This is a genomic window from Pseudomonas sp. MWU12-2345 (assembly GCF_023242385.1).
GTDB classification, from domain to species: Bacteria; Pseudomonadota; Gammaproteobacteria; order Pseudomonadales; family Pseudomonadaceae; genus Aquipseudomonas; species Aquipseudomonas gingeri_D.
Genome location: NZ_JALLJA010000001.1, coordinates 1,135,910 through 1,152,644, shown reverse-complemented (window position 1 = coordinate 1,152,644; position 16,735 = coordinate 1,135,910). Strand labels below are relative to the sequence as shown.

At 61.8% G+C, this 16,735-nt stretch carries 18 protein-coding genes; 10 read left to right on the top strand and 8 right to left on the bottom strand.

Features of this window, described 5'->3' with window-relative positions:
- Positions 1 to 13: 13 nt before the first annotated feature.
- Both kdpA and M5C71_RS04810 read right to left on the bottom strand, forming a co-directional pair.
- Positions 14 to 1,741 (bottom strand): potassium-transporting ATPase subunit KdpA, encoded by a 1,728-nt coding sequence (gene kdpA / locus M5C71_RS04815; RefSeq protein WP_177098726.1) that lies wholly within the window; start codon positions 1,739 to 1,741, stop codon positions 14 to 16.
- A 238-nt stretch (positions 1,742 to 1,979) separates the two neighbouring features.
- On the bottom strand, positions 1,980 to 2,126 hold the full coding sequence (locus M5C71_RS04810) for a hypothetical protein (protein ID WP_164886179.1): 147 nt from the start codon (positions 2,124 to 2,126) through the stop codon (positions 1,980 to 1,982).
- Between the two features lie 224 nt (positions 2,127 to 2,350).
- Here M5C71_RS04810 and M5C71_RS04805 point away from each other — a divergent pair, with 224 nt between their 5' ends.
- The 5 genes from M5C71_RS04805 to M5C71_RS04785 all read left to right on the top strand — a co-directional run bounded on the left by M5C71_RS04805 (position 2,351) and on the right by M5C71_RS04785 (position 8,616).
- The gene (locus M5C71_RS04805; RefSeq protein WP_103494630.1) at positions 2,351 to 4,342 is read left to right on the top strand and encodes an amino acid permease; all 1,992 of its coding nucleotides are present in this window, start codon (positions 2,351 to 2,353) and stop codon (positions 4,340 to 4,342) included.
- A 121-nt stretch (positions 4,343 to 4,463) separates the two neighbouring features.
- Positions 4,464 to 5,600: an aminotransferase class I/II-fold pyridoxal phosphate-dependent enzyme gene (locus M5C71_RS04800; protein ID WP_248767347.1), complete on the top strand. Its 1,137-nt coding sequence runs from the start codon at positions 4,464 to 4,466 to the stop codon at positions 5,598 to 5,600.
- Positions 5,597 to 6,568, top strand: coding sequence for an ornithine cyclodeaminase (locus tag M5C71_RS04795; protein WP_248767346.1), 972 nt, complete (start codon positions 5,597 to 5,599; stop codon positions 6,566 to 6,568). The genes M5C71_RS04800 and M5C71_RS04795 overlap by 4 nt, the downstream gene beginning before the upstream one ends.
- Before the next feature lie 84 nt (positions 6,569 to 6,652).
- Entirely contained in the window at positions 6,653 to 7,276 is a 624-nt protein-coding gene (locus M5C71_RS04790; protein WP_103494633.1) for a PAS domain-containing protein, read from the top strand.
- An 86-nt stretch (positions 7,277 to 7,362) separates the two neighbouring features.
- Positions 7,363 to 8,616: a 3-phosphoshikimate 1-carboxyvinyltransferase gene (locus tag M5C71_RS04785; protein WP_248746114.1), complete on the top strand. Its 1,254-nt coding sequence runs from the start codon at positions 7,363 to 7,365 to the stop codon at positions 8,614 to 8,616.
- A gap of 9 nt (positions 8,617 to 8,625) precedes the next feature.
- Here the strand turns inward: M5C71_RS04785 and M5C71_RS04780 are convergent, their stop codons facing one another.
- The gene (locus M5C71_RS04780) at positions 8,626 to 9,276 is read right to left on the bottom strand and encodes an HAD family hydrolase (protein ID WP_248746113.1); all 651 of its coding nucleotides are present in this window, start codon (positions 9,274 to 9,276) and stop codon (positions 8,626 to 8,628) included.
- A gap of 102 nt (positions 9,277 to 9,378) precedes the next feature.
- Positions 9,379 to 10,164, bottom strand: coding sequence for an EAL domain-containing protein (locus M5C71_RS04775; RefSeq protein WP_248746112.1), 786 nt, complete (start codon positions 10,162 to 10,164; stop codon positions 9,379 to 9,381).
- A gap of 486 nt (positions 10,165 to 10,650) precedes the next feature.
- Here M5C71_RS04775 and M5C71_RS04770 point away from each other — a divergent pair, with 486 nt between their 5' ends.
- From M5C71_RS04770 to M5C71_RS04750, 5 genes are all read left to right on the top strand, one after another.
- Positions 10,651 to 11,187, top strand: coding sequence for a DUF3833 domain-containing protein (locus tag M5C71_RS04770; RefSeq protein WP_152739426.1), 537 nt, complete (start codon positions 10,651 to 10,653; stop codon positions 11,185 to 11,187).
- A complete protein-coding gene (locus M5C71_RS04765; protein ID WP_152739424.1) occupies positions 11,184 to 11,489 on the top strand; it encodes a DUF6482 family protein in 306 nt (101 codons plus the stop codon). Before M5C71_RS04770 ends, M5C71_RS04765 begins: the two co-directional genes overlap by 4 nt.
- 176 nt (positions 11,490 to 11,665) lie before the next feature.
- The gene (locus M5C71_RS04760) at positions 11,666 to 12,460 is read left to right on the top strand and encodes an alpha/beta hydrolase (protein ID WP_103494639.1); all 795 of its coding nucleotides are present in this window, start codon (positions 11,666 to 11,668) and stop codon (positions 12,458 to 12,460) included.
- Between the two features lie 95 nt (positions 12,461 to 12,555).
- Positions 12,556 to 12,771 carry a hypothetical protein gene (locus M5C71_RS04755; protein WP_248746247.1) on the top strand — a complete coding sequence of 72 codons (216 nt, stop codon included), beginning with the start codon at positions 12,556 to 12,558 and terminating at the stop codon, positions 12,769 to 12,771.
- A 164-nt stretch (positions 12,772 to 12,935) separates the two neighbouring features.
- Positions 12,936 to 13,235, top strand: a complete 300-nt coding sequence (locus M5C71_RS04750) for a putative quinol monooxygenase (RefSeq protein ID WP_248767345.1) — start codon at positions 12,936 to 12,938, stop codon at positions 13,233 to 13,235.
- A gap of 45 nt (positions 13,236 to 13,280) precedes the next feature.
- Here M5C71_RS04750 and M5C71_RS04745 read toward each other — a convergent pair whose 3' ends face one another.
- The 4 genes from M5C71_RS04745 to M5C71_RS04730 all read right to left on the bottom strand — a co-directional run bounded on the left by M5C71_RS04745 (position 13,281) and on the right by M5C71_RS04730 (position 16,632).
- Positions 13,281 to 14,096: a hypothetical protein gene (locus tag M5C71_RS04745; protein ID WP_248767344.1), complete on the bottom strand. Its 816-nt coding sequence runs from the start codon at positions 14,094 to 14,096 to the stop codon at positions 13,281 to 13,283.
- A 230-nt stretch (positions 14,097 to 14,326) separates the two neighbouring features.
- Positions 14,327 to 14,674, bottom strand: a complete 348-nt coding sequence (locus tag M5C71_RS04740) for a DUF2493 domain-containing protein (RefSeq protein ID WP_103494642.1) — start codon at positions 14,672 to 14,674, stop codon at positions 14,327 to 14,329.
- Positions 14,662 to 16,392, bottom strand: coding sequence for a Na/Pi cotransporter family protein (locus M5C71_RS04735; protein ID WP_248767343.1), 1,731 nt, complete (start codon positions 16,390 to 16,392; stop codon positions 14,662 to 14,664). Before M5C71_RS04735 ends, M5C71_RS04740 begins: the two co-directional genes overlap by 13 nt.
- Positions 16,393 to 16,416: 24 nt before the next feature.
- Entirely contained in the window at positions 16,417 to 16,632 is a 216-nt protein-coding gene (locus M5C71_RS04730; protein WP_100943779.1) for a hypothetical protein, read from the bottom strand.
- Positions 16,633 to 16,735 lie beyond the last annotated feature (103 nt).

Genomic DNA, 16,735 nt, shown 5'->3' with positions numbered 1-16,735 from the left:
AGTCTCCTCACCCTTAGAACAGCAAGTGCTTGTTCATGGCGAAAAACTCGGCGATCGGTCCCAGGACCAGCGCCGGCAGGAAGGTCAGTGCGCCGACGATAGCGATCGTCGCCAGCCACCAGATGCCGAACATCGGGGTATCGGTACGCAGGGTGCCTATGTTGGGCTGCAGGGTCGGCTTGGCCGCCAGTGAGCCGGCTACCGCCATCAGGAAGATGATCGAGGGGTAGCGACCGATCACGATCACGCAGGCGATGGCGAGGTTGTACCAGGGCGTATTGGCGTTCAGGCCGCCAAAGGCCGAGCCGTTGTTGGCGGCGGCGGAGGTGAAGGCATAGAGCACTTCCGAATAGCCATGCACCCCGGCATTGCCCAGCGCGGCCACGCCGTAGGGCATCACCATCGACCAGGCCGAGGGCGCGAGGATCACCAGCGGGTGAATCAGCATGGCCAGCGAAACCAGGATGATTTCGCGCTTCTCGATCTTCTTGCCGAGAAACTCCGGGGTGCGCCCGACCATCAGGCCGGCGACGAAGATCCCGACCAGGCCGTAGATCAGGAAATTGAGGAAGCCCACGCCCTTACCGCCGAAGACGCATTGCAGCATCATCTGCACCAGGGTCGAGAGACCGCCCAGTGGGGTGAAGCTGTCGTGCATCGAGTTGATCGAGCCGGTGGTGAATGCCGTGGTGTAGGCGGCGTAGAGTCCGCTTTCGGCGATGCCGAAACGCACTTCCTTGCCTTCCATATTGCCGCCGGCCTGCAGGGCGCTGGCATGGGGATCGATACCCAGCTGGCTCAGCAGCGGCGTACCGGCCTGCTCCGGAATCACGCAGAGCAGCAGGAAACCCACCAGCATCAGGGCCATGACGCTATAGATCACCGCGCTCTGACGGTGGTTCTTGATCATATGGCCGAACATCACCACCAGGGCGGCGGGCAGGCTGGCCATCAGCAGGATCAGCACGAAGTTGGTCAGGGCGTTGGGGTTCTGGAACGGGTGCGCGGCGTTGACGTTGAAGAAGCCGCCGCCGTTGGTCCCGAGGTTTTCAATCGCTTCCTGTGCGGCGATCGGGCCCAGGGTCAGGGTTTGGTGGCTGCCTTGCAGGGTATCGGTCACCAGGCTGGCATCCAGGGTCTGCGGCACGCCTTGCCAGATCAGGAACAGGCTCAGCACCAGCACCACGGGCAGCAGCACCCGGGTGATAAAGCGGATCAGGTCGCGGTAGAAGTTGCCCAGATTGGCGCCGCCGTCGGTGACCAGCAAGGCACGGATAAAGGCAATTGCCACCACGAAACCGGTCGCCGCCGAGGTGAACATCGGAAAGGTGATGGCGGCCATCTGGCTGAAGTTGGACAGGGTGCTTTCGCCGCCATAACTCTGCCAGTTGGTGTTGGTGATAAAGCTGATGGCGGTGTTGAACGCCTGCATCGGTTCCATGCCGGCGAAATGCTGCGGGTTGAGCGGCAGGACATTCTGGAAGATCAGCACCAGGTAGATGAGCAGGGCCATCACCAGGTTGGTCGCCAGCATGTGCAGGGTGTAGCTTTTCCAGTTCATCGCCTGGCTGCAGGCCTGTTTGCCGATCAGCCGGTAGAGCAGGTTGTCCAGTGGATCGAGCGCCCGGTCGAGCACGGTTTTCTGATCAGTCACCACCCTGGCCAGATAACGTCCCGCCACCAGGCTCAGTGCCAGGGTGGCGATCAAGGTAATAATGATTTGTAGCCAGAGGTGTGACATTGCGTTAACTCCTGAATCAGCGGACTGTTCTGGCGTGCGCTATTAAACAGAAACAGGCCGTCAGAACTTTTCCGGATTGATAACGGCGTAGAACAGATAGATCACTACGCCAACCACCAGCGCCAGTAATAGATCAATGGCCATGTCGAGTATTCCTTCTTGCCGTGTTTGAGTGGGGGCAGCGGACGGGGCACGCCCGCTGCGTGACTTGAAATCGGTCGGCGAGCCGTCTTCAGGATCAGTTGCGGCTGTGCCGGTTCGGCAGCACGGGCTTTATATCCGGGGCTTTCGAGGGCGTGATGACGTTGTCGGCAAAGTAGACGACCAGCCCGCATAACAGATAAAAGCCGATGATCGCTGCAAACAGGAGTGCGCTGAGTAACATGATGTTAGTCCTCGATACCTGTAGCGTTAGTGGGCACTTTCAATCGGTCTGGCCGATCTCGGTGGGTACAGTTTCAGTATAAGTTTCGGATTATCCGGGTCTGATAAGGCCTGTGTCTTTTTAGGCGTTGGCGCTATCAATTTTCCGTAAAGAAACTTGGCGAATTGACACCTGGGGTCCTAACTGACATCAAGGCTATTAACAACGCATTCAAGGCGGCGCTCATGCTCAAACTGGAACGGCTGGCACAGGGGATTATCGGGCCCGCGCGCGATCCATTGGCCCCCGATACACGCGCCCATACGCTGCTGGTCGGTCTGCTGGCCTGGGCGGGCCTGGGAGCCAGCGGTTTGGCTTCGGTCAGTTATGGCCCGGAAAGAGCTTATCTGGCGCTGGGGGCCCATCCCGAGCTGGGGGTGTTCCTGGCCCTGGCGACGCTGCTGACCGTCTGGGTCCTGTCGCTGGCCTATCGTCAGGTGGTCGAGCTGTTTCCTTCGGGCGGCGGCAACTACAAGATCGTCTCGAAACTGCTGGGCCCCAGGCTCGGCCTGGTGGCCGGTTGCGCCTTGCTGGTCGACTATGTGCTGACCATTGCGGTTTGCCTGTCCAGTGGCACCGATGCGTTGTTCAGCCTGTTGCCGGTTGAGTGGCAGAGCCACAAGCTGGTGGTGGAGGTCGGCCTGGTGCTGCTGCTGATCCTGTTTAATCTGCGCGGCATCGCCGACTCGATCCGCTTGCTGCTGCCCCTGACGCTGGGGTTTGTGTTGGTGCATGTGGGGCTGATCGTCTATGGCGTTGCCTCGAAAGCCGGTGACCTGACGGGCACGCTGGTGCGCAGCTCCGCTGATACCGTGGCCTTGTCCGGGGATATCGGCTGGCCTTTGCTGGTGGCGCTGTTCCTGCGGGCTTATTCCCTGGGGGGCAGTACCTACGCGGGGTCCGAAGCGATTGCCAACAACGTCAACCTGCTGGCCGAGCCCCGGATCAAGACCGGTCGCACCGCCTTGCTCTCGGTGGGCTTTTCCCTGGCATTCATGGCCGGCGGCATGATTCTTCTGTACAGCCTCTGGGGGGCGCAACCGACCTATGGGCAGACCCTGAACGCAGTGGTGTTCAAGGCCGTTATCGAACAACTCGGGATTGCACCGGGTGCCAGTCATGGGCTGCTCCTGCTGACCCTGGCACTGGAAGGTGCGATTGTCTTCGTGGCGGCCAATTCGATCCTGATCTTCGCCCCCTCGCTGCTCGGCCGCATGGCCGCCGACTCCTGGCTGCCGCACCGTTTCTGCAACCTGTCGAACCGCCTGGTCAAGCAGAACGGGGTGGTTTTCGTGGGGGCCTGCGCGCTGCTGATCCTGCTGTTATCAAGGGGATCGCTGGGGCTGCTGGTGGTGCTCTATAGCATCAATGTGTTTCTCAGCCTGGCCCTGGCCAAAGCCGGGCTGTGCCGCCACTGGTGGCAGCATCGCCGCGAAGGGCCTTGGCTCGGACGGATGCTGGTGTCGGTCACGGGCTTTTGCGTGGCCTCGGGCATCCTGCTGGTGACCCTGACGGAAAAGTTCTTCGAAGGCGGTTGGGCGACCCTTTGCCTGACCCTGCTGGTGATCGGCGGCTGCGCCCTGGTCCGGCACCACTACGCCAAGGTGGAAACCCTGCGCCTGCAGATGGATACCGAGTTCACCCTGCCGGCGCAGGTGCTGGCAACCGTCACCCGCATCGAGCCCACGCCAGACGCGCCGACGGCGGTGATCCTGGCCACCGAACATTGGGGCGCGGCGATCCATACCTTGCTTTGGGTGCAGCGTCTGTTCCCGAACCGTTTCGCCAATGTGGTGTTCGTCGGCATCGTCAAGGTGGAGGGGCATGTGTGGGGGCGGATCGACGGTGTGCAACGGCGCAAGACCCGGCTCGACGAGTCCATGGATCAGTTGGAGGCCTTCTGTGCCCAGGCCGGTATCAGCGCGACACGGCGAATCGGCTACGGCACCGACCCGGTCGCCGAGTTGCAGAAGCTGCTTGGTGAGGCGACCCGGCATTACCCGGGCTGCGTCTGTTTCAGCAACAAGCTGATCCTGCAGGACAGCTGGGGTTTCAGCGAGTGGCTGCACAACCAGACGCCCTTGCTGCTGCAGCGCCGACTTCATCTGGATGGCATTCCCCTGGTGATTCTGCCTCTCAGATTGAGTGGGTCCGAACACAAGAGCGTGATGGCTTGAGAATGTGTTTTTATATAATTTGTAAAAATTATACAATATGTATTGTTCTGGGTATTCTCGTTCCAAGGCCTGATGTCCTGACGCAAGGGCCGTGACTTGAATCGACCTGGGGAAAAATCACATGGCCACACTTCCGGATTTCCGCCTGGAAACCTACTTTTCCAAGTGGGAGTTTTCCGCGCGCTACCATATGACCGCATCCGATGCGCAAAGCCTGACCATCAAGGAGTTGCTGGCGTTGGCCGATGCGTCGGACCGCGAAGCCTTCGAGACGCTGTCCCTGGGCTACACCCAGACATTTGGCGCGCCCGAGTTGCTGGAGGTGATCGCTTCAACCTACGAGCGTCTGGCTCCGGCCGATCTGCTCTGCTTCGCCGGGGCCGAGGAAGGGCTCTATGTGGCCATGCATGCGCTGCTGGATAAAGGCGACCACGCTATTGTGGTAACGCCCAATTACCAGTCCTCGGAAACCATCCCCTTGAGTCTCTGCGAGGTCACGGGCGTGGCCCTGGACCCGGAGCAGGGCTGGACGCTGGATATCGACGCGGTGGCGGCGGCGATCCGCCCCAACACCCGGCTGATCTCCATCAACTTTCCCCATAACCCCACCGGCAAGATCCTTGAACGCGAGCGTTTCGACGCTCTGGTCGACCTGTGCCGCCAGCACGGTATCTACCTGTTCAGCGACGAGGCCTATCGCTTGCTGGGCCTGGGTGAGGGCGGGCAACTGCCGGCGGTGGCCGATGTCTACGAACGTGGTCTGTCCCTGGCGGTGATGTCCAAGCCCTATGGCTTGCCGGGGCTGCGCATCGGCTGGATCGCCTGCCAGGACCGTGGGTTGCTGTCGCGCATGGAGCGCATGAAGCATTACCTGTCGATCTGTAACGCCGGCCCGAGTGAAGTGCTGGCACGGATCGCGCTCAAGGCTCGCGAGCCGATCCTGGCGCGGATCCACCAGTTGATGCGCCAAAACCTCACGCTGCTGGATGGATTCTTCCGTGAGTTTGAAGAGTTGTTCGAGTGGTATCGCCCTGATGGCGGCTGCATTGCCTACCCGCGTTACCTCGGGGCCGAAGGGGTCGAGCGTTTCGCCACCGACCTGGTGGAGCGCACTGGCGTGCTGCTGTTGCCGTCGAGCATCTACGAGTCGGCGCTGGGGCCGGTGCCCCGGGATCGCTTTCGTATCGGTTATGGCCGGGCCCATATGGAGGAGGGGCTGGAGGTGTTTGCCAACTACCTGCGCGGTCGCCGTCCATGAGCCCGATAGCGTTGCCGGTCCATGGCCTGGGGGAGTTGCGCGACGTGCTGCTGCGCAAGGACATGTTGCGGGTGGTGCGCGAGGCTTTTATCCGCCATGCCGAAGGTGAAGTCGTCGCGCCCCGTGGCGGTGAGTTGCTGTTCCAGGATCCGCCGGGGGACTGTCATATCAAGTTTGGTCATTTCCGTGGTGGCGAGGTGTTTGTGGTCAAGGTGGCGATGGGGTTCTATGAGAACGCCGCCAAGGGCCTTGAGACCAATAACGGCCTGATGCTGGTCTTCGATGCGCGGACCGGGGCGACCCTGGCCGTGCTCAATGATGAAGGCTGGCTGACCAGTTGGCGGACCGCTGCCGCCGGCGCGCTGGCGGCCAAGGCCGGTGCGCCGTCGCGGGTCACGGCGCTGGGCATTGTCGGCAGCGGCCATCAGGCCGAGCACCAGGCGCGCTGGACCGCCGAGATGCTGGGGGTCGACCGGGTGTTTATCTGGGGCCGCAGCCCGGACAAAGCCGCGCGGTTGGCGGCCAGTCTCAGCCATCAGGGCCTGATCGCCCAGGCGTTGCCGAGCGTTGAGCTGTTGTTCGAGCGTTGCAACGTGGTGATGACCTGCACGCCTTCAACCGAGGCGCTGGTCCCGGCTTCGGCGGTACGGCCCGGTACCCATATTGTTGCACTGGGAGCCGACAGCCTCGGCAAACAGGAGCTGGACCCGGCGATCCTGGCCCGGGCCCGGGTGATCATGACCGATGATCGGCATCAGTGCGCCGAGCGGGGTGAGTTGGCCCATGCCTTGGCGGCGGGGTTGGTGGAGGCCGGAGCGGATGTTTCGCTGGGCCAGGTGCTGGCGGGCAAGGTCCCGGGGCGCTTCAGCGATGACGATGTGACCGTGGCCGACCTGACGGGACTGGCGGCCCATGACATTGCCATTGCCAGCCTGGCGATCGAGTCGCTGCGCAACGCGGAGCGTTAGGCGCCGGGGGCCTCGCCACCAAGCTCGCTCCTGCAGGGGGCATTGCGTACAATTCCCGCTTATTTTCAATGGCCCGGCTCCCCTATGGTCGATATCGCCTTTATGAACGCCGCCGCCGATGGTTTCGCGGCGCTGCTGTTTCCCGACCTTGAAGCGGTGGTCCACGATGTCCGCAACGGACGGATCACCCACATCGCCAACGGTTTCTCCCGGCGCAAGGTCGGCGATCCCTCGTTGCTCGACGATCTTGCTGAACTGGAGCAGGGCGCGGACGTCATCGGCCCCTATGAAAAGAACGGCGCCAACAATCGCCAGTTGCGTTCCATCAGCATCGCCGCGCGCGCCGACAGCGGCGAGATCGTCGCCCTGCTGTGCCTGAATTTCGATGTCACGGCCCTGTCCCAGGTGCAGAAGCTGCTCAGCGGATTTGCCGCCGGCCTCAAGCCACAACCACGCCCACAAGCCTTGTTCAATGCCGACTGGCGGGAAAAGCTCAACGATATCGTCGAAGCCATCTCGGCCCGCCAATGCGTGCGCCGAAGCGATTTCGGCCGCGCCGAAATCCGCCTGGCACTGATTGAGGCCAAGGCCGGCGGGCTCTTGGATATCCGCAATTTCGTCGATTATTTCGCCGAATACTTCGAGATTTCCCGGGCGACGGTTTACAACTACCTGAAAGCCATTGCCGCCGACGACGGAAACGGATGATCCAGCGGGCGCATTAATGGCATCATGGCGGACTGTCGAGGTGCACGAGCTTGTGCGCTTATCTTTCGAGCCTGGAGAGTTGATGAATGGCTGTGCAGCAAACCCTCACCGTGATCCCGCCGAACGCGTCCCTGAACGGAAAGGTGACGCCGCCCGGTTCGAAGTCGATCACTAACCGGGCCCTGTTGCTCGCCGCCCTGGCCAAGGGCACCAGCCGCCTGTCCGGTGCGTTGAAAAGCGATGACACCCGCCATATGTCCACCGCCCTGCGGCAGATGGGCGTGCAGATCGACGAGCCGGACGAGACCACCTTCGTGGTCACCGGCAACGGCAAGCTGCACGTGCCGGAGCAACCCCTGTTCCTCGGTAATGCCGGGACCGCGGTGCGCTTCCTGACTGCGGCAGTGGCTACGGTGAATGGCCGAGTGGTGTTGGATGGCGACCACTATATGCGCAAGCGTCCGATCGGCCCATTGCTCGAGGCCCTGCAGCGCGGCGGCCTGGACGTAGCCAGCGAGACCGGTTGCCCGCCGGTGATCGTGAACGGTCGTGGCGGCGTGCAGGCCAAGCGTTTCGAGATCGATGGCGGCTTGTCCAGCCAGTACGTATCGGCCTTGCTGATGCTGGCGGCCTGTGGCGAGGCCCCGATCGAAGTGGCACTGACCGGCAAGGACATCGGTGCCCGTGGTTACGTCGACCTGACCATCGCCTGCATGCAGGCCTTCGGTGCCCAGGTCGAAGTGCTGGACGAGACTCTCTGGCGCGTTGCCGCCACCGGCTACCAGGCCTGTGACTACCGGATCGAGCCGGACGCTTCGGCGGCCACCTACCTGTGGGCGGCGCAAGCCCTGACCGACGGCCATATCGACCTGGGCGTGGCCGGCGAAGACTTCACCCAGCCGGACGCCAAGGCGCTGGAGGTGATCCAGCAGTTCCCGCACATGCCTGCCGTGATCAACGGTTCCCAGATGCAGGACGCGATTCCGACCCTGGCGGTACTGGCGGCGTTCAATAAAACCCCGGTGCGTTTCGTCGAGCTGGCGAACCTGCGGGTCAAGGAATGCGACCGGGTCCAGGCGCTGTTCGATGGCCTCAACGGCATTCGCCCGGGCCTGGCGAGCGTGGAAGGTGACGACCTGCTGGTCGCCGCCGATCCGGCCCTGGCCGGCACCACCTGCGATGCCCTGATCGACACCCACTCCGACCATCGCATCGCCATGTGCTTCGCCCTGGCCGGCCTGAAAGTCGCCGGTATCCGTATCCAGGATCCCGATTGCGTGGCCAAGACCTACCCGGATTACTGGAAGGCCCTGGCATCGCTGGGCGTACAGTACGCCTGACCGATTCGATCAGGCCTGGACCAGCGCCAGGCCCAGATCGTTGATATCGACGGCGACCTGCTGGTAATCGGCCAGCACCCGGTGCGGGGTTTCCATCGGGTGGGCGTGGGTGGCACTGATCACCACCACCCGCGCCTCAGCCGCTTCTCCAGCGGTAATACCCGCCGGGGCATCTTCAAAGACCAGGCAATCTTGTGGGCGAACGCCCAGGCGCTGTGCTGCCAGCAGGTAGCAGTCGGGCGCAGGCTTGCCGTGGGCGATATCTTCGGCAGTGATCACCAGGGGTGGAAAGTCCAGGCCGGCAGCGGCCATCCGGCGTTCGGCCAGGGCGCGCGGTGCCGAAGTGACAATGGCCCAGCGCTCCGGTGGCAGGCTGGCGAGAAAGGCTTTTGCGCCCTCGATGGCGATCACGCCTTCGACGTCGTCGATTTCGGCCTGTGTGATTACTGCAGCTTCACGCTCGGGATCGATGCCCGGGAGGTTCTGGCGGCGTACGGTCTCGATACTGCGCACACCGTGAATGGTCTGCAGAAAGGCTTCTACATCAAGGCCGTGGCGCACTGCCCATTGGGCCCAGACGCGCTCGGCGCTGGCGATGGAATTGAGCAGGGTTCCGTCCATATCGAATAGAAACGCCGCGAATCGCTGACCTTCAACCATCTCCGTTCTCCACTGTCAGCCCTTGTCGCAGGGCAAAGGCAGCATGCTAGCACGGGCTTTTCTTTTGTTTTTACCGGTGCGCGGAGCGGGTCGACGGCTTGTTCAAGCGTCCTGGCCGTTGCCTGCAGGTTCGGTTGGCCATGTGATGCCAGGCAGTGCCTCGAACTGGGGGCGGGCGAACAGGTAGCCCTGGAAGAGTTCGACGCCAAGGCGGCGGAGCTGGAGATATTCTTCTTTGCTTTCGACGCCCTCGGCAATCACCTGCATGTCGAGAGATCGACACATGCTCAGCACGCTTTCGACGATGATCAGCCTGACTCGGTCATCATGGATATTTCGGATGAGCTCCATGTCGAGCTTGATGATGTCGGGTTGAAACTCGGCGAGAAAACAGAGCCCGGAATAACCTGCACCAAAGTCATCGATGGCGGTCTTGAAGCCTTGTTTTCTATATTCCAGCATAATTTGCTTGATATGCTGCTTATCAACCAGGTACTCGTTTTCGGTGACTTCGAAGATAATTCGACTCGTCGGGAAGTTGAAGCGCCTTGCCGCTTCCAGCGTGGCACGGATGCAGGCCGCCGGCTGGTACACCGCATTGGGTAGGAAGTTGATACTGAGATAGCAAGGTATTACGAGTCGAGCGGCCAATTCGACTGCTTTTACCCGACAGGCCTGGTCGAATGCATAACGATTGCTTTCAGAAACCTGGCTCAAAATACTTTGGGCGCCACTTCCATCAAGTCCGCGGACCAAGGCTTCGTAGGCAAATACCTGGTGTGTGCGGACGTCCACGATTGGCTGGAATGCCATGCTGAAATCGAACTCGAGAGCGGTGCCCTCTTTACAAGCAAGACAGCTTGCGGATGAACCATGGGTCGTGTTCATAGCGATTCACTCGTGCTAATGCCTGAAATATTTTAGGGTTCCCAGAGCATAGTCCTTTTCCGTCCTGTTCAAGGCGAGCGGATGATGGCGCTTTGATTTCATCTCGGTGTGGGTGGACGTATCTGTACGGCTGTGAGTTTTTGTATAGGAATTTATTGAATAAGTTGTTCATTTTGTGTCGGTTTTTGGCGGTTATCGTTTTTTGATCGCTTATGCCGGGGAGGTAAGCGCTGTTCTCTTGGGCTCGGCATCGAGCCGATGCACAGTGTTGCATTTGAGTCGTCCTGCCCGAAAAATCAAGCTCTACAGGTTGTTTCCGGCTGTGATGCAAGATTTTTCTGTCGCTCTGCCTACCACTCTGACTCGCAAATATCTCGACAGGAGCCGAATTGATACAGGCCGGGCAAAACCTTTACAAATATTATTTTCTGTATAGTATTTCGAGTGTTCTCCTGAAGTTTTTCGGAGTCTACGAGGTGTTGGAGCATGCGAATCCTGCTGATGGCGCTTTGTTGCTTCTTGCTGGGCAGTTGCGGCAACGTCGAAGTCGATCACTACGCCGCCGAACGTCCCTCGCTCGATCTGGTGCGCTTCTTTTCGCAACCGGTGGAGGCCTGGGGGATCTTCCAGAAACGTTCGGGGGAGGTGGTCAAGAGATTCCATGTGCAGATCGCCAGTCGTCGCGAAGGTGAGCAGCTGATTCTCGACGAACATTTCCTCTATAGCGACGGCAGCCGCCAGCAGCGGATCTGGACCCTGACCCCAGGGGCCACCGGGCACTGGACCGGCCGTGCCGCCGATGTGGTCGGCGAGGCGCGCGGTGAAGTAGCGGGCAATGCCCTGCGCTGGCGCTATCAGATGAACCTGCCGGTGGACGGTTCGACCTGGGAGGTGAGCCTCGACGACTGGATGTACCTGATGGATGAGGACACCTTGATCAATCGTTCGAGCATGAGCAAGCTCGGCGTCGAACTGGGTCAGGTGACCCTGTTTTTCCGCCGGCAGCCGGTGGTGTCGCAATGAACCTTCAGACTTTGAGCGAATGGGCCGCCGAAGGGCGTGTCCAGGAACTGGAGCTGCTATCGCTGGAGGGCGGCTTCTACCTGCTGCGAGCTCGACTGGAGCAGGGCATGCGTACCTTGCTGGACGCGCGCGGTGAAGTGCTGCGGCTGCGTTCCACGAGTCATGTGCGTGAGTTGTTGCGCGAGTTGCCGTCGCTACCCTGTGTGCTGGTGCAACACGTCGTCCACGACGAGATGTGCGGTATGCGTGACGGTCCCATCGAGCCCCTGCGCCTGCCATTTTCTCTGACCTCACCCTGGTGACGGCCGCTGTCCGACGGCGTGTAAGCAGCATGCCGGTACGGGCTTTTCGAATATTTTTCAGCGGGTCGTGGAATAACTCGACGTGGTGCGCGTCGGACTAGGGCAAGCCACTTTGTACTGGCGCAATGGCCGACAAGGCCGGGCGATCACCCGAATCCCGAGCGAGACGAATTCCCATGAAATTTGCGAAAGTACCTTCCCTGTTGGCGGCCGTTTCCCTGGCCTGCATGACCCTGGCGATGGCCGGCAGCGCAACGGCGGCCCCGGCTCCGGCAGCGGCCCCCGTGCACAATATCGTTCTGGTCCACGGCGCCTTTGTGAATGGCGCGGGCTGGAAGCCGGTCTACGACATCCTGGTCAAGGACGGTTACCACGTCTCGGTGGCGCAGCATCCGCTGACCGCTTTCAGCGATGACGTGACGGCGGTCAAGCGGATCCTGGCGATGCAGGACGGCCCGACCATTCTCGTCGGCCACAGCTACGGCGGCGCGGTGATTTCCGATGCCGGTACCGATGACCATGTGGTGGGGCTGGTCTATATCGCCGCCCATGCCCTGGATATCGGTGAAACCGAAGCCGCCAACGGCAAGCTTTATCCGAACGCGACCAAGGCCGTGAAGAAAACCCCGGATGGGTTCCTCTACCTGGATCCGGCGTTCTATCCTGCTGATTTCGCTGGCGACCTGCCCAAGGCCCAGGCTGAATTCGAAGCCAATGCCCAGTCCCTGACTTCCGCCTCGGTGTTTACCACCGCCGCCACCTCGGCCGCCTGGAAAACCAAGCCGAGTTGGTACGCCGTGGCGAAGTCCGACCGCATCATCAACCCGGACCTGGAGCGCATGTACGCCAAGCGCGCCAACAGCCACACCATTGAAATCGCCGGCGCCAGCCATGCGGTCTACGAGTCCCACCCCAAGGAAGTGGCGGCGCTGATCGAGCAGGCGGCGAAACACGCGCTGGATGCCAAATAGTTGCAGTCGACGGCCACAAGGTGGAGGGGGCGGCAGGCTAGGCCTACACTGAAACTGACAGCCCGGATGGTCCGGGCTGCTGATGCGAGGTGCGTATGGATACTCAACCTGCTTCCCCGTTCACGGCGTTTGCGTACCCGGGTGTCCAGGCCATGCCCTGGCGCAAGGTGCCGATCCCGGATGAGGATCAAGAACCGCTCAGTGAGACCCCCGGCAACGAAGACGATCACCAGGTGCCGCAAACCTGGAAACACCCCGACGATGGCAAAAGCCTTTCTGAGCTTGATGAAGAACTGCCGCTCAAACCTTGAGACACACAGCCCGGTGCAAAGCCGGGCTGTGTTGTTCGTCTGCCGTTGAAAACCCGGTCCCAATCAATATCGCGCCTGTGGCGAATGCACTCCTTTGACTTGAAGGCGTCGGAGCAAGGGCTCATGATCGCTGACGACTTCATCTCCCTTTTCCAGGAAATCCCATGAACCATGAAATTCGTGTCGTTGCCATTCTTCGTGCCAAGCCGGGCAGGGCAGCGGAACTGGAGCCCCATCTGAAGGCCTGTGTCGTGCCGTCCCGCGCTGAACCGGGCTGCCGCGAATATGTCCTGCATGTCGACCAGGCCGACCCCGAGCGTTTTGTCTTCGTCGAGCGCTGGATTGACCAGGCCGCCATCGAGCACCACCGCAAGACCGAGCACTACCGGATCATGGGCGCGGCGATCGGCGATTTGTTGAGTGAGCGCCAGGTCCTGCTGCTGGATGAGGTGCCTGGGCAGTAAGACTGATGAACCTGGCGTGCAAGCGCCAGGTTCGTTGCCGGTGGCTTAGAAGCGCACCGTCGCGCCGGTGGTGAACCAACGATCGCGATCGCCCGACAGGTGCTGACCGGCCACCAGGTCGATGTCGAGATTTTTGCCAATATGCAGGCGCGGTCCGGCCTGCCAGCCCTGGTCGCCATTTTGTTGGCCGAAACGTTCGGCCACCAGGGTCAGCGACTTCAGCACATCGTATTCCACACCACCGCCCCAGGTCCGGCCCTCGCTGGGCGCGCCGTCGTTATGGGCGTGGTACCAGCCGGCACTGACGGTCAGGCGCAAGGGGGTGAAAGGCGTGTAGGTCAGCGGCACTGCGAGGTCGGCGCCGTCGAAGGCATGCCGGCGATCCGTGGCAACGTGGGCCTGGGCCACTACCGCGGCTTCGAGTCCCAGCTCTTCCCGGGTGAAAATCGAGGCCTTCAGGTGCGGACTCAGCATCGTGGTGTGCTCGCCGTCGTCACGACTGCGGTTGATGTCGGCACCCAGTTGCACGGCGGGCAGACTGGTCGGTGTGCAGTCCGCCGAAAGCACGGTTTCGCCGCTGGCGGCCTTGTGCCGGCCGCTCTTGTACCAGGTGTCGATATTGCATTGGCCGGGGTCGTTGATCCCGCCATCATCGACGACGTACGAGCCGCCGGCCGCGTGGGCCTTGGAGTAGAGCGAAAGCAGCAGGAAGGTGCCGAAGGTGGCACCGACAAGCACCACCGTGCGTTGCAGGGCGCGGCGCTGGGCCGGGGGCAGGTGTTTAAGCAGTGAGCTGGAAACCGTCGGCGTCGGCCGGGCGGTGGTCGTTCGCTTGGTGTGGCGGGAAGTGGATTTTTTCATGGCAGGCCTCGGTGATCAGGTGCTCACGGGCGCGCGCGTCGGATGCGCGTCGTCGTGAAACGGGCAAAGGGGTATGGAGGTCGTGGTGGTACGCGTTACAACCGGGTTCTTCATTCATGCTTGATGCTCCTTCGGGGTGGGCGGTCAGTGACCGCGTGCAGGCAATGGCCTGACCTCTACCTAGGTAAAAGGCCGGGCAGGGTGTTGCTTGATAAGGGGTGAACAGACGCTCAGTCCTCCAGGGACAGAACATCGATCTCCATGGCCCTGGCCTGGGCCACCAGCTCTTCAGTGTCGTGGCCGCCGGGAAAGGCAATCACCAACTGCGGTTCGCTGTCCATCAGCATGAACTGGTTGCGCCGGCGTTCGGCCTGCTTGCCATAGAGCTGCCAATTGGACGGATAGCGCACCAGGTGCGTACCGTTTTCCCGGGCCCAATCCTCGATCTCACTGCCCAGGAACTGGTTGCCGCCATGAATCAGGACACTGATCCTGTGGGTCTGGTGATAAGCCTCCAGCACCTTGCGGCACATCGCCGCGTTCAGGTAATAGCGCCCGGCGCAGATCAGGACGCGCATGGGTAGTTATCCTTGTCGAGCCGGGGCTCGTCGTTGAGTTCAAGGGCGTGTACAGGCCCGGGTGCTGGCTCGTTCGCGCCCGGGGACTGAGTTTCCAGGACGCGTTCTCCCGAGCGTTCGAGCACTGGATAGGCGAGTGCCGCGATGTGGTGGTGCACGCGGCGGTAATCGCGCAGCACCCGCTGGAAAATATCCCCCGACTCGGCCCAGGTGCTCTTGTCGGCACTGAGTTTACGAAAGTGTTCGCGGCTGGCGCCGGCTTCCAGGCGGCGAATCACCTCCTTGCGCTCCACCAGTCGATGGGCCGTGACGGTGTCTTCGCGCAGGAACACGGTGACCGCCAGGCTCAGGCTTTCGCGCAGCTCTTCGTGCAACGGATAGATGTGCCCCAGTTCGAACTCCGAGAAGCGTTCGCCACGGCGCCGACGGCGCGCCGCCAATTGGGCGAGGTTGGTCGAGAGAATGTCGCCGGCATGCTCCAGGTTGATCACGAACATCAGGATTTCCTGGGCGCGGTCGGCATCCTCGTCGCTCAGGCCGTCCTGGCCGATATCCGCGAGGTAGGCGCGGATCGCCGCGCTGAGCAGGTCCAGGGACTGGTCGAGCTGGCGGATAGCCTCGGCCGACACCTCGCCGGGTTTCTGGAACAGTTGCAGTACCCGATCGAGCATCACCGAGAGCATGTCGGCGATGCGCAGGGCTTCGCGCACGGCGTTCGAGAGACCGATATTGGCCACTTCCAGGCCGGCTTCGTCGAGGTACTGCGGCATGCCCGGGTCGGCGGCCTGCTCCGGTGTCGGCAGCAGTCGGGTCAGGCCCTTGGCAAGCCAATCCACCAAACCGATAAAGCCCAGGCCCAGAAGCAGGTTGAAGGCGATATGCAGGTAGACCACCAAGTGCGCGGGGGCGATGGCGGTAGCGGCCAGGCTCTTGCCCAGCAGCGAGGCGAACGGCAGCACCAACAGTGCGCCGAACAGCCTTACCAGCAGATTGCCCAGGGGCAGGCGTCGAGCGACCGGAGTGCCAGCGTTCATCACCGACGGCAAGGCGCCGCCGATATTAACCCCGAGCACCAGGGCCAGAGTGGTCACCGGCGACATCAGCCCGGTGCTGGCCAGGGAGGCGATCAACAGGATCACCGCGACACTGGAATGGCACATCCAGGTCAGCAGCAGCGCCACCAGCAAGGCGATCAACAGGTCGCCGTCAAGGCCTTGCATGACCACATGGAACAACGGCGTGCTTTCCATCTGCCCGAGGGCGGCACCCAGCAGGCTCAGCGCCAGCAGCATCAGGCCGAGGCCGATCAGGGCGCAGCCGACGCTTTCATAACGCGAGTCGTCGCGCAGGCGGAACACCACGAAGCCCGCCAGCAGTACCAGGGGGATGGCGATCGAGGTGTCGAAGCTGAGGAGTTGCACAACCAGGGTCGAGCCGATATTGGCCCCCAACATCACCGCCAGCGCCGGAGCGAGACTGAGGGTGCCGGCGGCGGTGAAAGAGCTGGCCATCAGGCTTACCGCGGTACTGCTTTGCAGCACGGTGGTGATGCCGATGCCACAGAGCAGGGCCTTCCAGCGTTTATCGAGATTGCGGCCCAGGCCATTGCGCAGATGGGTGCCGAAGCCGCGCAGCAGGGCGGTTGAAATCATATGGGTGCCCCAGAGCAACAAGGCGATGGCGCCGGCGAGGTGGATCAACAGAGCGGTTCCAGACATGAGGATTCTCCACGTACTGGTTTTTTACTTTCTGGGTGGGCGCAGCAACCTCACCGAGACACGACTGATGGTGCTGGAGAACGCCAGCAGGTAGCGCATTTCGATAGCGGTCAGCGTCCCGCGAACATAGAGCTTCACGGTGACCCGCCTGACCACTTTTGCCGCTTTGGTCAGGAACAGGACCGACAGCGCCCGATAGCTGTAGTCGAGAACGGCGAGGAACTGGCTGAGTGGTTCCATGGTGGGCTCCGGGGGATGGCCGGGTTATAGGTGCCAATGCGCGAATACAATCGTATGAGCACCACGCACCTGTAGGAGCAGGGCTTGCCCGCGAAGCTTTTAG

Coding starts and splice junctions, on each gene's coding strand:
- kdpA (WP_177098726.1), bottom strand. CDS start 1,741: ATGTCACACCTCTGGCTACAAATCATTATTACCTTGATCGCCACCCTG.
- M5C71_RS04810 (WP_164886179.1), bottom strand. CDS start 2,126: ATGTTACTCAGCGCACTCCTGTTTGCAGCGATCATCGGCTTTTATCTG.
- M5C71_RS04805 (WP_103494630.1), top strand. CDS start 2,351: ATGCTCAAACTGGAACGGCTGGCACAGGGGATTATCGGGCCCGCGCGC.
- M5C71_RS04800 (WP_248767347.1), top strand. CDS start 4,464: ATGGCCACACTTCCGGATTTCCGCCTGGAAACCTACTTTTCCAAGTGG.
- M5C71_RS04795 (WP_248767346.1), top strand. CDS start 5,597: ATGAGCCCGATAGCGTTGCCGGTCCATGGCCTGGGGGAGTTGCGCGAC.
- M5C71_RS04790 (WP_103494633.1), top strand. CDS start 6,653: ATGGTCGATATCGCCTTTATGAACGCCGCCGCCGATGGTTTCGCGGCG.
- M5C71_RS04785 (WP_248746114.1), top strand. CDS start 7,363: ATGGCTGTGCAGCAAACCCTCACCGTGATCCCGCCGAACGCGTCCCTG.
- M5C71_RS04780 (WP_248746113.1), bottom strand. CDS start 9,276: ATGGTTGAAGGTCAGCGATTCGCGGCGTTTCTATTCGATATGGACGGA.
- M5C71_RS04775 (WP_248746112.1), bottom strand. CDS start 10,164: ATGAACACGACCCATGGTTCATCCGCAAGCTGTCTTGCTTGTAAAGAG.
- M5C71_RS04770 (WP_152739426.1), top strand. CDS start 10,651: ATGCGAATCCTGCTGATGGCGCTTTGTTGCTTCTTGCTGGGCAGTTGC.
- M5C71_RS04765 (WP_152739424.1), top strand. CDS start 11,184: ATGAACCTTCAGACTTTGAGCGAATGGGCCGCCGAAGGGCGTGTCCAG.
- M5C71_RS04760 (WP_103494639.1), top strand. CDS start 11,666: ATGAAATTTGCGAAAGTACCTTCCCTGTTGGCGGCCGTTTCCCTGGCC.
- M5C71_RS04755 (WP_248746247.1), top strand. CDS start 12,556: ATGGATACTCAACCTGCTTCCCCGTTCACGGCGTTTGCGTACCCGGGT.
- M5C71_RS04750 (WP_248767345.1), top strand. CDS start 12,936: ATGAACCATGAAATTCGTGTCGTTGCCATTCTTCGTGCCAAGCCGGGC.
- M5C71_RS04745 (WP_248767344.1), bottom strand. CDS start 14,096: ATGAAAAAATCCACTTCCCGCCACACCAAGCGAACGACCACCGCCCGG.
- M5C71_RS04740 (WP_103494642.1), bottom strand. CDS start 14,674: ATGCGCGTCCTGATCTGCGCCGGGCGCTATTACCTGAACGCGGCGATG.
- M5C71_RS04735 (WP_248767343.1), bottom strand. CDS start 16,392: ATGTCTGGAACCGCTCTGTTGATCCACCTCGCCGGCGCCATCGCCTTG.
- M5C71_RS04730 (WP_100943779.1), bottom strand. CDS start 16,632: ATGGAACCACTCAGCCAGTTCCTCGCCGTTCTCGACTACAGCTATCGG.